General features: G+C 62.5%; 11 protein-coding genes. 10 read left to right on the top strand and 1 reads right to left on the bottom strand.

Annotated features, from left to right (window positions below; translation table 11 throughout):
• The 6 genes from CK218_RS20105 to CK218_RS20080 all read left to right on the top strand — a co-directional run.
• Positions 1–2540: VCBS domain-containing protein (locus tag CK218_RS20105; protein ID WP_210201072.1), on the top strand; the 2540-nt coding region annotated here is incomplete at its 5' end.
• A 79-nt stretch (positions 2541–2619) separates the two neighbouring features.
• Positions 2620–4314 (top strand): type I secretion system permease/ATPase, encoded by a 1695-nt coding sequence (locus tag CK218_RS20100; protein WP_095828639.1) that lies wholly within the window; start codon positions 2620–2622, stop codon positions 4312–4314.
• On the top strand, positions 4311–5651 hold the full coding sequence (locus CK218_RS20095; RefSeq protein WP_095828638.1) for an HlyD family type I secretion periplasmic adaptor subunit: 1341 nt from the start codon (positions 4311–4313) through the stop codon (positions 5649–5651). The genes CK218_RS20100 and CK218_RS20095 overlap by 4 nt, the downstream gene beginning before the upstream one ends.
• A gap of 148 nt (positions 5652–5799) precedes the next feature.
• Positions 5800–6231, top strand: a complete 432-nt coding sequence (locus tag CK218_RS20090; protein ID WP_095783143.1) for a hypothetical protein — start codon at positions 5800–5802, stop codon at positions 6229–6231.
• A complete protein-coding gene (locus CK218_RS20085; protein WP_095828637.1) occupies positions 6231–7097 on the top strand; it encodes an alpha/beta hydrolase in 867 nt (288 codons plus the stop codon). The genes CK218_RS20090 and CK218_RS20085 overlap by 1 nt, the downstream gene beginning before the upstream one ends.
• A 27-nt stretch (positions 7098–7124) precedes the next feature.
• The gene (locus tag CK218_RS20080) at positions 7125–7943 is read left to right on the top strand and encodes a hypothetical protein (RefSeq protein ID WP_143749661.1); all 819 of its coding nucleotides are present in this window, start codon (positions 7125–7127) and stop codon (positions 7941–7943) included.
• Here the strand turns inward: CK218_RS20080 and CK218_RS20075 are convergent.
• Complete coding sequence (locus CK218_RS20075) at positions 7932–9137, bottom strand: cytochrome P450 (RefSeq protein ID WP_143749660.1); 1206 nt, start codon at positions 9135–9137, stop codon at positions 7932–7934. The genes CK218_RS20080 and CK218_RS20075 overlap by 12 nt on opposite strands.
• A 178-nt stretch (positions 9138–9315) precedes the next feature.
• Between CK218_RS20075 and CK218_RS20070 the strand changes: the two genes are divergently transcribed.
• The 4 genes from CK218_RS20070 to CK218_RS20055 all read left to right on the top strand — a co-directional run bounded on the left by CK218_RS20070 (position 9316) and on the right by CK218_RS20055 (position 14124).
• Positions 9316–10239, top strand: coding sequence for an Lpg1974 family pore-forming outer membrane protein (locus CK218_RS20070; RefSeq protein WP_143749659.1), 924 nt, complete (start codon positions 9316–9318; stop codon positions 10237–10239).
• Between the two features lie 19 nt (positions 10240–10258).
• Positions 10259–11116 carry an alpha/beta hydrolase gene (locus tag CK218_RS20065; protein WP_179294544.1) on the top strand — a complete coding sequence of 286 codons (858 nt, stop codon included), beginning with the start codon at positions 10259–10261 and terminating at the stop codon, positions 11114–11116.
• A 174-nt stretch (positions 11117–11290) separates the two neighbouring features.
• Positions 11291–13732, top strand: coding sequence for an ATP-binding protein (locus tag CK218_RS20060; protein WP_095828632.1), 2442 nt, complete (start codon positions 11291–11293; stop codon positions 13730–13732).
• A 5-nt stretch (positions 13733–13737) separates the two neighbouring features.
• Positions 13738–14124 (top strand): response regulator, encoded by a 387-nt coding sequence (locus CK218_RS20055; protein ID WP_082980640.1) that lies wholly within the window; start codon positions 13738–13740, stop codon positions 14122–14124.
• Positions 14125–14186: the final 62 nt, after the last annotated feature.

Genomic DNA, 14186 nt, shown 5'->3' with positions numbered 1-14186 from the left:
GCACGGTGACGGTGACCATCACCGGCACCAACGACGCGGCGACGGTGAGCTCGGACTCGAAGTCCGTGACCGAGGGCAACACGGCAGCGGCGCTGAACGCCAGCGGCCAGCTGACGATCACCGACCCCGACACGGGTGAAGCGCATGTGGTGGCGCAGACCAACGCGGCCGGCACCTATGGCGACTTCTCGATCGACGCCGACGGCGCCTGGACCTACACCGGCAACGGCGCGCACAACGAGCTGACCGCCGGCCAGGTGGTGAGCGACACCTTCACGGTGACGAGCCAGGACGGCACGGCGACGGGCACGGTGACGGTGACCATCACCGGCACCAACGACAACCCCGATATTCATCTTGTGGGAACCGGAACTCCCGATACTGCGTCGGCTACTTTGACGGAGACAAACGCCGGCCTGACGGCCAACGGTACCTTGACGGTAACCGACGCTGATGTTGCAGACACGGTCAATTCCTCGGTCACGGCTGTCGTGGCCTCGGGAACGACGGCCGGTCTCGGCCTGACCAACGCCCAGCTTCTGGCAATGCTGGCAGTCTCGCCAACATCAGGCTTGGCCGCCAACCCGACAGACATCCACAACCTCAGCTGGACTTTCAATTCTGGCACGCAGGCTTTCGATTACCTTGCTGCCGGCCAGTCCCTAACACTTACCTATACGGTCCAAAGCACGGACAACCACGGCGCATCGGACACTCAAACCGTCACGATTACGGTGAATGGCACCGCCGAGGTCAGCTCAACGCTGATCTCCTCTGTCGTAGATGGCAAGCAGGGAAACAACTCAACGCCAAGTACCGTCACGATAACGTTCACCTCGGCAGTCAACGCAAATTTCGTGAACCTCTCCGACGTGATGCACGTTTCCGGCCTGGCCAATGTCAGCGTCATAGCCGGGTCGGGAAGCTTCAATGCAGCCCATACTCAATACACGTTCCAGGTGGACAAAGGCGCCGGGAGTAACAACGGCTCATCCTATACTCTTTTGATCGACAGCGGGGCTTTCTCGGATTCGGCTGGTAACACAAACGCCTCGACAACCAAAACCGGCCTCAAGCCCGCCGGCACCGCCGGCGAGCCGATCAACCTTGCACTCACCGACCCGTCGGATGGTCAGGCCGTCACTGTCATAGTGAAGGATCTGCCTTCCGGCTGGACCATCGACGGGGCCACGCAGAATGCCGACGGCTCCTGGACGGTGCAGTCCTCCGCGGTGCACGAGCTGACGGTAACAACGCCGGCCGATTTCGTGGGCGCGGCGGTGCTCGACGTCCAGATGACCTGGACCAATGCCGACGGCACCACGGGCACCAAGTTCATCGCCGACAACGTCGAGGCCTACGCGCCGGTTTCGCCGATCTTTGCCTGGTCGGGCGACGACGTGCTCACCGGCTCGAGCAGCAACGATCTCTTCGTCTTCTCGCAGCCGATTGGCAACGATACCGTGCACAGCTTCGATGCTGCCGCCGACCAGATCGACCTCATCGGCTACTCCGGCTTCCAGAGCTTCGCCGACGTCCAGGCGCATACCGCGGACAACGCCAGCGGCAATGCGGTGATCACGCTCGCCGACGGCCAGTCGATCACGCTGGAAGGCGTGCACTCCTCCGCGCTCGGCGCCGGCAATTTCGTCTTCGACCAGACTCCGGTAGTCAACAACGCCGGCACCATGACGATTGGCGACGGCGCCCTGCTGCCGCTGAGCGGCACGGTCAACAACAGCGGCATCATTGCGCTGAACTCGACCGGCGCCGAGACCCTGCTGCAGATCATCCAGCATGGCGTGACCCTTGAGGGCGGCGGGCAGGTCGTCCTGTCCGACAGCGCGGCCAACGTCATCTCCGGCACCGGTCCGGACGTCACGCTGGTCAATGTCGACAACACGATCTCGGGCGCCGGCCAACTGGGCGATGGCATGCTCGGCCTCGACAACAGGGGCACGATCATCGCCTCTGGCAGCAATGCCCTGGTCATCGAGACCGGCGGCAGCGTCGTCACCAACTCCGGCATGCTGGAAGCGACCGGTTCGGGCGGCCTGGTCGTCGCCGGCGGGCTGGCGAATTCCGGCATGCTCTCGGCCAATGGCGGCAACATTGTCATCCACGGCGAAGTCACCGGTGACGGCGATGCCACGATCGGCAACCTGTCGAAGCTGGAATTCGGCGCAGCCTCGTCGACGGATGTCACCTTTGCGCAGAATGCGGCCGGCACGCTGGAGCTCGACGACTCCTTCGACTACAGCGGACGGATCGGCGGTATCACCAACGACGACAAGCTGGACCTCAATGACATCCTGTTCGGTGTCGGAACGACGGTCGTCTATCAGGCGAGCCAGGATGGCAGTGGCGGCACGTTGACCGTCTCGGACGGCGCGCACAATGCCACGCTGCATTTGCTCGGCACTTACGATGCGAGCGGCTTCAAGCTCGCCGATGACGGCGAGGGCCATACGGTCGTGACCTACAATCCGGCGGAGTTCACCCTGACGGGAATCGGCAGCGGGACGAGCGAGCTGGTGTGAACCGACAGGCGGGCTGCCGGCAGCGGCGGCTCGCCCCTCTGAAAACTCGGCCTGACGTGTATCGAGTGGGGTTCTGGAATTGAACGGCAAGCCTAAAATCGTCAGGGAAGCGCTTGGCGCCTGCCGCCGCTATTTCCTGTTTGCGGCGGTGTTCAGCCTGGCCATCAACCTGCTCTACCTCGCGTCGCCGCTCTACATGCTGCAGATCTACGACCGGGTGGTCACCAGCGGCAGCGAGACGACGCTGGTGATGCTGACGCTGGTGCTGCTTGCGGCGTTCCTGGCGCTCGCCGGTCTGGACCTCGTGCGCGCCGCGATCCTGACGCGCGCCAGCGCGCGGCTCGACCGGCTGCTTTCGGCCAGGATCCTGGCGGCTTCCGTCGAGACCCCGTCGCAGGGTGCCTCGCCAAGCCAGCCGATCCGCGATTTCGACACCTTCCGGCAGGTGATCACCGGCAGCGGCATCCATGCCCTGTTCGACCTGCCCTGGTCGCCGATCTATATCGGCATCATCTTCCTCCTGCATCCCTGGCTCGGCTTCTTCGCGCTGGGCTGCTCGCTGCTCCTCATCGCCATGGCGGTGCTCAACGAATATATCGTGCGGGCGCCGCTGAAGCAGGCCAACGACCTTGCCACGGCCAACTACAATTTCACCGAAATGAGCCTCAGGAACGCGGAAGTCATCCGCGCCATGGGCATGATCGACGGCCTCGTCCGGCGCTGGGGGCGCGATCGCGGCCTGGCGCTCGGCCAGCAGGGGCGGGCGAGCGACCGGGCAGCGGTCATGTCCGGGCTGATCCGCTTCCTGCGCCTCACCATGCAGTCGCTGATCCTCGGCCTCGGCGCCTATCTGGTGATCGAGCGGCAGATCACCGGCGGCTCGATGTTTGCGGCCAGCCTGCTGCTGGGCAGGGGGCTGCAGCCGGTCGAGCAGATCGTCGGCCTCTGGCGCAGCCTGATCCTGGCGCGGGCCGCCCTTGGCAGGGTCGAGAGGCTGCTGGACGGCGGCGCGCAGGGCGAACGCTCGTTCAACCTGCCGAAGCCCACCGGCAAGGTCGCCGTCGAGCAGTTGAGCTTCGCCATTCCCAGCCTGCAGAAGGTGCTCCTGCGCGATGTGTCGTTCCGGCTCGAGGCAGGCGAGGCGCTCGGCATCGTCGGCCCTTCCGGCGCCGGCAAGTCGACGCTGGCGCGTCACCTCGCCGGCATCATGCAGCCGAGCCGCGGCACGGTCAGGCTCGATGGCGCCGACATGACGCAGTGGGGAAGGGAGGCGCTCGGCGACCATATCGGCTACCTGCCGCAGGACATCGAGCTGTTTTCAGACACGGTGGCCGCCAATATCGGCCGCTTCAAGACCGATGTCGACCGCGAGGTGATCGAGGCGGCACGGCTCGCCGGCGTGCATGAGATGATCATCCGGCTGCCGCAAGGCTACGAGACGCAGATCGGCGAGGGCGGGGCGGTGCTGTCCGGTGGCTACCGGCAGCGCATCGCGCTTGCCCGCGCCGTCTTCGGCATGCCGAACCTCATCGTGCTCGACGAGCCGAGCTCCAATCTCGATGCCGACGGCGATCGCGCCCTGGCCGACTGCGCGCTGGAGCTGAAGCGTCGCGGCAGCACGGTGATCATCGTCTCGCACCGGCCCTCGACTTTGGCCAATGTCGACAAGATCCTGCTCTTGCGGGATGGCGCGGTCGAAGCCTTCGGCATGAGAAACGAAATCGTGGCGCTGCTCAACCAGCGCGCGGCACCGATTACGATGGCGGCCCAATGACCGATATCGCCGCTTCCTATAGCAACCTCTCCGGCACCGAAGATGCGGGCGCCAATGCGGATTCGATCCGGGCACCGGTGTGGATCGGCCTGCTCATCATCACCGCCTTCTTCGGCGTGTTCGGCGGCTGGGCCGCGGTCGCGCCGCTCAATGGCGCGGTGCTTGCCGATGCGGTGGTGAAGGTCGAGGGCAACCGCAAGAGCGTCCAGCATTTCGACGGCGGCACGGTGAAGGAAATCCGGGTCAAGGACGGGGACATCGTCAAGGCCGGCGATGTGCTGGTGCTGCTCGACGACACCCGCGCCCGGTCGGAATTCAACCTCTATTCCCAGCAATATGCGCTGCTGCGCGCCACCGATGCCCGCATCCGCGCCGAGCTCGACGGCCATGAGGCGGTTGCCTTCCCGAACGACATCACCGCCGAGCACCAGGCCTATCTGCAGGACGCCATGGCCAACCAGATTGCCGACCTCGAGAGCCAGCGCGCCTCGATGGCCGGCGCCAGGCAGATCCTGCAGAAGCGCATCGCCGAACTCGACGAGCAGATCGATGGCAAGCAGGCGCGCGTCGAGTCCTTCCGCGCGCAGCTCAAGTCGACGATCGACGAAAAGGCGAGCCTCAACAAGCTGCTGAAGGCGGGGCTGACGACGAAGCCGCGCATCCTGGAGCTCGACCGCTCGGCCTCCGACCTGCAGGGCCTGATCGACCAGGCGCTCGGCGAGATCGCCGGAAATCGCCAGAGCAAGGCCGAACTCGAAAGCCAGATCGCGCAGCTCACCAACGAGCGTCGCGCAAAACTTTCGGCCATGCTGATCGACACCCAGTCGAACCTTGCCGATCTGGTGCCGAAGATGTTTGCCGCACAGGCCACGGTGGACCGCGCCGAAGTGCGCGCGCCCTATGACGGCCAGGTGATGGACTTGACCGTCTTTTCGACCGGCGCGATCGTCGCGCCCGGCCAGACCATTTTGGATATCGTGCCGACCAGGAATTCGCTGATCGTTCAAGCGCAGGTCAAGGTCGAGGACATATCCAGCCTGCGCGCCGACATGACGGCCGAGGTCCGCTTCACCTCGTACAAGCAGCGCACGACGCCGGTCATCCACGGCCGCGTCAGCCGCGTCTCGGCGGACCGCGTCACCGATGCCAAGACCGGCTTTCCCTATTACGTTGCCGACGTGGCGGTGGATCAGCAGGAACTCGCCGCCGCGCCGCAGATCCAGCTCTATCCCGGCATGCCGGCGCAGGTCATGATCGTCACCGAGGAACGCACCGCGCTGGACTACATTCTGGGGCCGCTGACCACGTCCCTGCATACGGCCTTCCGGCAGAAGTGAGGGAACTGCCCGTCAATGGGTAGCGCAAGCATTGGACGGCTGCAGTCCAAGCATTGCGGCGGTGCCGGCGGTCGATTCCCATTTCCCCACTAGCCCTACCTTGGCTGCTCAGCATAATCTCGCGCCCGTTTCCAACCCCCGAGTCCGCATGAGCAATCTCCTCTTCACCCGCGTTCCCTTCAACCCGGTCTCGCTCGGGCTTGTCTGCAACTTCATCGCTCACTATCCGCCATTCGACGGCTATGAATTCGGCCAGATGGTGAAGTCGCTTCGTTACCAGCTCGAGCAGCAGACGCATCTGATCGGCTCGATCGACGATGCCATCGTTGCCTATGTCGGCTGGATCGTGACCAGCAGCGAAATTGCTGAGGCGTGGGTCGCGAACAACGGTCCGCTCAATTCCGATCCCAGTGGCAACTCCGTTGCCGCTACGATAATGGTGACGCGCTCATCCTCGCACATCCTGCCCTTGATCAAAGAGGCGAAGCTGCTCAACCCCGACAAATCCGTCTACTGGAAGCGCGACTTCATCGATGCGCGCGGCTCCATGAAGCGCGCCGTCCGCAAGCGGGACGCGTGATGGACAAGGTAGTGTCCATTGAGGCGCTGACCCAGGAAATCCTCATCCGCCTTGGCGACCGCTATGCGTCGATGTTCGTGCGCATCTGGCAGCCGGCAGCCCAGCCGCGCGGCACCGTTTTTTGTCTGCACGGGTTCACCGGCAATGGAGCCGATTTCGACTATCTGGCGGCCTTCCTCTGCCGCAACGGCTATTTGGTAATTTGCCCTGACCTGCTCGGCCGTGGGCGCAGCGCCTATCTGGGGTCGGGTTACGACATCGAAGTCTATTCGAGGTGCTTGCGGGCGCTCGGTCAATTTGCCGGCAAGGAGAACCATTTCGTCGGCACATCGTGGGGCGGTTTGATCCTGATTCTGTTCCTGTACGCGAACCGGGGCCGCGTCGATAAGATTGTCCTCAATGATGTCCCAATGATCGGCGGACCGAGAGTCGACGCGCTGCGGCGAGAGGTGATCCAGGAAAGCACGCTCATTTTCGAGACGCGCGCTGCAGCGAGGGAATATCTTAGCGCCTCAAAGCCGAGCATGGTGCAGGTCGAACAGCCGTTTTTGGACCGTTTCATCGACAATAGAATTGCTGCAGGTCCGGGCGGCTTTCGATTTGGGTTCGATCCCGCCACGACCGGAAATTTCGAGGCGATGACCGGGCGCGAGTATGACCTGTTCCCAATGATGGCCAAGCTCGACGCCCGCGTGATGCTCATGTACAGCCGCGAGAGTGAGTTCGTTGAGAGGAAGGCCTTGGAACGAGTTCGTCGCGCCCGCCCTGATCTCTGTCTCGTCGACAATATTGATGCCGGCAACTCCCCGTCGCTGATGACGCCTGATCAGCTTTACCTGATCCTCGGCTTTCTCTCGGCAGCTTGAGCGAGGTCTACCCTGGCGAAACCACAAATGCACTTCGAGGAGGCGTATAGCAGGCTCCTTTCGACAGCTTTCGACCGACATGGTTCGTCGAGCAATCCGGCCAGGGTCTTGATCTGCACAACGCCGCGGACAGCCGGCCATACCTATTGTATGGTCATGCGGCATCTCGGGCTCGGCCTGCCGACCGAATACTTCCAGTGGCAATTTGCGGTGCCGCTCATGCGTCGTTGGACTGATGACGATACGATCGACGTCCTGGCACTTGATCGCCTGGCGGCCTCATACGGAAGGCAGCTTCTGGACAAGCGCTCGGTGAACGGCGTGTTTGCAGCCAAGCTGTTTGTCGGGAACCTGAATTTTGCCCGCCGCGCGGTCGGCGATGACGATGCCAACTCGTTTTATGTCTTCCTGAGCCGGCGGAACAAGTTTGATCAGACCGTCAGCCTGCTTTCGTTGCTCTATACCGGGCAACCATTCGATGGCGGAGAAACGCTGCCAGGAATCCCGGCGTTGAAAACCATAAGCCAGAAGGCCGTCCTCGACACAGTGCGACACATTGCGGACTGCGAGGTAAGGTGGCGGAGCTACCTTTCGAGGATCGATGCGGCGAGGATAGTCCATGTCGCCTATGAGGACTTTGTCGCCAGTCCATATGACAATGTCCGGGCGACAATGCGAAACTGGTTTCCGGCCCACGACCTGGATATCGCTCCCGTGGCCGAAAGTCGGCGCTATGGCAATGATGCGGCCGTAAAAACAATCATCGCAAGGCAATTCGGAGGCTTGATCCGGGAGCTTTGGCGCGACATGCCTGTCGGGGCGGATCAGAGCCCCTCAGCGCCTTGATACCGTTACCGACATGCCGCTCGCCGGGCGCAGCGCCAGTGCATAGTCGAAGCGGATAATATCGTCGGCACGGGCGAATTCGAATTGCCGCACCGCCGCGCGAACCGCCTGCTCCACTTCAAGGCGGCCGAGGCGCGCGCCTCCGCACATGCGCGGTCCGGTCAGAAAGGGGATGAAGGCGCGCCGGTCGAAACTGTTGTCGATGAACTCCTTGCGACTGGCATCGAAGGTCCGCGGATTTTCCCAGAAATCGGGATGCTGGTGCACGCCGACGACAGAAAGCATGACAAGCTGTCCGGCGCGCAATGCCGTGCCATCCAGAATGGTGTCGGAGCTCACTTCGCGCGTCAGGAATGGAATGGGCGGAAAATACCGCATCGTCTCATTGATGAAGCAGTCGGTAAATGGCGTCTGCGGCCCGTCGCCCAAGATTTCATCATGGATGCGCTCCTGCACTTTCTGGTTTACGCCGAGCCTGTCGACCACCCACAGCACCGTCGTCACGGTGGTCTCGACGCCGGCGAAGAGGTTCATTACGAACTCCTCGATCGGGGAAAAGCTTTCGATCCCTCGGGCTTTCTCGGCGAAGCGCCCCATCTCGGCCGCCGCCCGAGGCTCTGCCATCAGTTGCGAGCCGAAATCCGCAATGACGGCGCGGGCATCCTGGATGGCACTGTTTCGTTCGTCATTGCTCGGCGTGACCCAGGAATAGTACTGGAGACGACGCAGTACCTCACGCACCCGGTCAAGCAGCACCGCCGTGGGGCGGGCATCAGCAGCAAGCCCGAACGCTTGGTAGAAGATTTTCATGGCGCCCGCGAAGAGGGCTTGTTGGATGCCGACAAGCGAGGGCTCGGAGCCGGCAAGACAGTCGCTGAAGATCTCGTATACGCCTGCCTCGTGGGCGGGCTTGGCGGCAGTGAGATAGCGGTCCTGCGTGATCGCGCGCCTTGTCGCCCACTCCTCGTCATTAGTGTTGAAGCGGCTGAAGCCGAGCGCCGAGATCAGCGAGAAGTTCTTGCGGAACAGGGTTGCGGCTTTGACGATCTTGTCGACGCTGTCCGGATGGTCGAATATGACGAGGTTGCCGATCTCCTTGGGACCAGCACCTTCCCGGTCATCTTGTCCGCTTTGTGCGAACAGATTGTAGACGAGACTGTTGAGCATGCCTTCGATTTGCGTGGGATTGCTCACTCTACCTCCATGCCGGAACGCCCCACGACTGCGGCGTCCCTCCCAACCGGGCGATGTGCGCTATTGTTGCAAAGACGTGACAGTGACGCCGTAAAGTTGTTGGCGTCCCGCAGCGGGAATATGCCTTTATGAACTTGTCTGCAATAACACGCGGGCTGGATTCTGGGTGGGGATTGAAATGCATTCGCAGGGCAAGGGTAAACTATTGGCGACGATGGCGGCATCGGCCGCCTCGGCGACAACTATGGGCATGGCCACGGCTCACGCTACAGAGACGCAGCCGTCGGACCAGACCGTCATCGATTCGCGCATCAAGATGTCGTTCGAAGGTTCGTACTTCTGGAACAATGTCCATAAGGACGACAAGCTCAGCAGCGACAAGCTCGGCAACAGCAACGGCGACATCTCCGGGTCGGTCTCATTAACCAAGCAGATTTCCTCGGACTTGGATTGGCGTCTTGCCGGCGCTTTCCATATCGGCAAGGACCGGTCGGTCATCCTTGGTGAAGGACCAGTGACTGATCCAGACGGTATTTTGAGCCTTGGCTACGGCGACGGTTACACTTTCCAGGCTTTCGATTTCGACGTCGGCAAGCACGTGAAGGTTCAGCAAGCCGATATCCGCTTCTTCGGCGGCCTGCGGCTCGTGCATTCCGACGAAACGGTATTCGACGTGTCCAGCACATTCACGCCGACCAATCCTGCCGACAAGGGGGGCTCCGCCGACAAGATGGGCACGTCCGAATACTGGGGCATCGGTCCCCGGGCCGGTGCGGAGGCTTACTACCCTGTCGGCGAGAACTGGGGCCTGACGGGTGCCGTTTCGGGTGCCATCATGTGGGGCCGCCGCATCGACCGCGTCGGTCTCAATCTCTCGCAAACAAATCCGGACGCGCACGCTTCCGAGACGCTGTTCAGTCAGGGTTCGAGCGAAACGGTCTCGAACCTGGATGCATCGCTCGGTTTGAGCTGGACGCCGATAGTAAACACCACATTCACCGCAGGCTACAAGATCGAAGCGTGGCACAACCTGCTTGTGAACGCAGACCACGACAATCAGGTTTTCCAAGGCCCGTTCCTGCGCCTCGAAGTAAAGATGTGATCGTAGTCGGTTGACTAAGGTGACTTCGGACACAGGTTTTGAGTCGAAGTTCGCATCGAACGGCAAAATAAAGCTACATTACGTTGCGGCGGGCTCAGGCCCGCCGATCGTTTTTCTACATGGGTTTCCCGATCATGGTCTCGGTTGGCGCAGGCAACTGGAAGCTCTGTGCGGCAACTTCAGGGTGCTGGCGCCGGATTTGCGCGGCTTTGGGCGAAGCGACGCTCCGCGGGGACACGCCCACTACGCCCTGCTGCCGAACCTTGTGGAGGACGTCCTGTCCGTGCTCGTGGCGGAGCAACTTTCCCAAGCCTCGATCGTCGGTCATGACTGGGGTGGAACCATAGCATGGTGGCTGGCCATGCGTGTTCCGCAGGCTGTACGCCATCTGGTTGTTCTGGCTACGCCTCACCCCCGGAATTATCTTCGTGCCATCGTCGATCCGGCCAACGCCCGATATTTCGCCTATATGCGTCTCTTCCAGGAAGTTGGTGCGGCCGCCTTGCCGGCGCCTGACGAGCTTGCCGCATGGGTTGCCGACGAGAGCGACCGGCAGGCGCTCTCGGCGTCGCTCCGACATTCCGATCCCGAGGCTATGCTGGGCTACTACAGGGCCAATATTCCACTCGGCAGGGTGCCGGATATTGGCCAGTTGCCATTAGTCAAGGCGCCGACGTTGGTGATGTTCGGCGCCCAAGACCCCTATGTTCCTGCCAGCGCCTTCGATGGTACGTTCCGCGAGGTCGACAACGTCACATCGCTGCTGGCGCTACCTGGTGCGGGGCATTTCATCCATCACCAGGCCGCTGCCTTCGTCACCCGCGAGATCGAGGGCTGGGTGTCGCGGCCACCGTCGAGCTTCCGCAGTCTGGCTTAGAGCCACTCGCCGCCGAGCTCCTCGACATATCCCGGCATGATCACGTCGGTCCGACGGGATCTTGGCGCCATGTCTCGTATTCGGCGTGTCACTCCGAATCAGCCTACTCCGGCGCTCTTTAGACCTCGGATAGGTTTTGCCGGTATTTGTCGGAAAAAACGGAGCCGGAAAATCATGACCGAGATCTGGCACTCACTGCTGGCCAATCTTGCCCTGGTCTCCATCCTTATCGTCGCCTGGGACCTTGTGGCGGATTTCACCGGGCGTCTCTCGCGGCGGGCACAGTCGCTGCTTTTGGGCGTGGTCATGTGCGCGGGCGCGGTCATTTCCATGGCGACGGCCTTGTCCGTTTCTGGCTTCATCGTCGACCTGCGTGCCGCGTTTATCGGCGCGGCCGCGTTCTTCGGCGGATGGCCGGCGATGTTCATCGCCGCTGCCGGCTCCATCGCCTATCGTCTTCACCTGGGCGGTCAGGGCGCCGAAGTCGGCGTCATGAGCATCCTGATCACCGCCGTCGTCGGTCTGGCCTGGCACCACATCGTCGCGGTCCGCTCGCGCACCATGTTCGACATACTCGGCCTCGGCCTGTCGGTCGCGCTGGCCGGGCTGATCACGCTTCTGGTCATTCCCTCGCAGGTCGTGACCGGCTTCGTGCAGCAGAGCACGTTGCCGTCGCTCCTGTTCCGCTTCCTGAGCACCTTCATCATTGCCGTGCTGCTCGACCGGCAGCAGCGGCGACGCGATCTGGCCATGTCCAACATGATATTCCGTGCCATGGTTCGCGAGCTGCCGGACAGTCTCAACGTGAAGGATGCTCAGGGGCGCTTCATCGCGGCCAATCCAGCCACCGCCGAACTGGTGCGCGCCGCCTCCGTCGAGGACCTCATCGGAAAGACGGATTTCGATTTCTATCCCAAGGACGTGGCCGAGCGCTTCAGGCAGGATGAAATGGGCGCGCTGGAGGCCGGGCAGACGTTGCGCATCGATCAGCCCGCGCTCCTGCCTGACGGCAGGCAGGGCTGGCTTTACACGCTGAAGGCGCCGTTCCGCGACGAGGCCGGCAAGATCGTCGGCGTCATCACCTACAATCGCGACATCACCGAGCAGAAGCGAAACACCCAGCTCAAGAACGACTTCATTTCCACGGTCAGCCACGAATTGCGAACGCCGCTGACATCCATCCGCGGCTCGCTTGGCCTGATCGCAGCCGGCGTCGCGGGCGAGCTGCCGCCCAAGGCCGCCAACCTCGTCAACATCGCCCACAACAACAGCGAAAGGCTGGTTCTTCTCATCAACGACATTCTCGACATGGAGAAGATCGAGTCGGGCGTCATCACCTTCAAGATCAAGCAGATGCCCGTGCGTGCGGTGCTGGAGCAGGCCATCGCCGCCAGTTCCAATTACATGGCCGAGAGCGGGATACGCATCGTCCTGGTCGACGATGCCCCGCGCGCCGAAGCCAATATCGACCCCGATCGCCTGCACCAGGTGATGGCGAACCTGCTGTCGAATGCGATCAAGTTCTCCGATCCCGGCGGCACTGTCATGGTGAAGCTCCAGCGTCGCGAGCGCGACATGCTGCGCATCTCCATTATCGATGAAGGCGCCGGCATCCCGGAAGCGTTCCGCAGCCGCATATTCGGCAAGTTCGAGCAGGCCGATGCCTCCAGCACCCGCAAGAAGGGGGGCACCGGACTGGGCCTGAGCATCGTCAAGACCATCGTCGAAAAGCTCGGCGGCGCCGTGTCCTTCGAAAGCGAGGAAGGCAAGGGAACCTCGTTTCACGTCGATCTTGCCGAAGCGCAGAGACAGGCCGAGAAGCCGGTTTTGGTCGAGCGCCGGTTGCGAAAGCGCGATGGCCGCCTGCGCGTCCTCATCTGCGAGGACGAGCCCGACATCGCTGCGGTGATCGCAGCGCTTCTCGACGCCGACGGCTTTTCCAGCGATGTCGCCCCCGATATCGGTACCGCAAAAGCGCTCCTGAACTCCCGCGACTATGTGGCGATGACGCTCGACATCAAGCTGGCCGGAGAATCCGGCATCAAGCTCTTCCACGACATCAGGGTCTCACCGGTGAATTCCGAGATTTCGGTCATCGTCATCTCCGCCATCGCCGACGAAGCCAGGCGCTCGCTGAACGGAACCGCCATCGGCATCGTCGACTGGCTGGAGAAGCCGGTGGATTCGGCGCGCCTTCACGCCGCTCTCGCCAAGATCCTCGCCAGCAAGGTCGAGCGGAGGCCGAGAATCCTCCACGTCGAGGACGACGAGGGCGTCCTTGCCGTGATGTCAGCGGGGCTCGGTCCAGGCGTCTTGATCGCTTCCGCCAAAACGCTGCAGGAGGCGCGGAAGGCGGTGGCAAAGCATCGCTTCGACCTGGTCATCCTGGACATACTGCTTCCCGACGGATCGGGACTGGATCTGCTCATCGATCTGCCGCTGGAAACCCAAGTCATCGTGTTCTCGGCGGCCGAGCTGGATCAGAACCTCGGTGACCGGGTGCAGGCGATGATGACCAAGACCAAGGCGTCGGAGATCGATGTCGCCAGGCTGGTCAGGAGCATGTTGGTCTCATCGCTCGATAGCGCCAGACCCGCCTCCAGTGCCAAGGAGTGATGATTATGCCGGCAAGGATCCTCTATGTGGATGACGAGGACGACATCCGCGAAATCGCCCAGATGTCGCTGGAACTCGAGCCGGAATTCGAGGTGCGGTCCAGCGCCTCGGGCATCGCAGCGCTGACCGATGCCGCCGATTGGCGCCCTGACCTCATCCTGCTCGACGTGATGATGCCGGACATGGACGGGCCGGAAACACTGAGGCGCCTGGCCGATTCGCCGCTGACGGCCGCGATTCCGGTGGCGTTCATCACGGCGCGCACCCAGACGCATGAGGTGGAGCGTTATCTCGCCATGGGAGCCGTGGGAGTGATCGCCAAGCCGTTCGACCCGCTGGCGCTTGCGGGCGAGGTGAGAAGGCTGCTTTCCGGGCGTTCCGGCCCGGTTTAGCCGGCGAGAAAGCCGCGCAAAAGATGCCTGTCGGCAAAGTCGGTTTTGCGTTTGCCGCTCCT

The sequence above is a fragment of the Mesorhizobium sp. WSM3879 genome (genome assembly GCF_002294915.1).
Lineage (GTDB): Bacteria > Pseudomonadota > Alphaproteobacteria > Rhizobiales > Rhizobiaceae > Mesorhizobium.
Note: the sequence above shows the minus strand (reverse complement) of the source record. Positions and strands in the feature narration are given on the sequence as shown.

What these genes read in the sequence shown, in the direction of transcription:
- CK218_RS20090 (WP_095783143.1), top strand. Translation starts at nt 5,800, where the DNA reads ATGAGCAATCTCCTCTTCACCCGCGTTCCCTTCAACCCGGTCTCGCTC.
- CK218_RS20085 (WP_095828637.1), top strand. Translation starts at nt 6,231, where the DNA reads ATGGACAAGGTAGTGTCCATTGAGGCGCTGACCCAGGAAATCCTCATC.
- CK218_RS20055 (WP_082980640.1), top strand. Translation starts at nt 13,738, where the DNA reads ATGCCGGCAAGGATCCTCTATGTGGATGACGAGGACGACATCCGCGAA.
- CK218_RS20060 (WP_095828632.1), top strand. Translation starts at nt 11,291, where the DNA reads ATGACCGAGATCTGGCACTCACTGCTGGCCAATCTTGCCCTGGTCTCC.
- CK218_RS20095 (WP_095828638.1), top strand. Translation starts at nt 4,311, where the DNA reads ATGACCGATATCGCCGCTTCCTATAGCAACCTCTCCGGCACCGAAGAT.
- CK218_RS20080 (WP_143749661.1), top strand. Translation starts at nt 7,125, where the DNA reads ATGCACTTCGAGGAGGCGTATAGCAGGCTCCTTTCGACAGCTTTCGAC.
- CK218_RS20070 (WP_143749659.1), top strand. Translation starts at nt 9,316, where the DNA reads ATGCATTCGCAGGGCAAGGGTAAACTATTGGCGACGATGGCGGCATCG.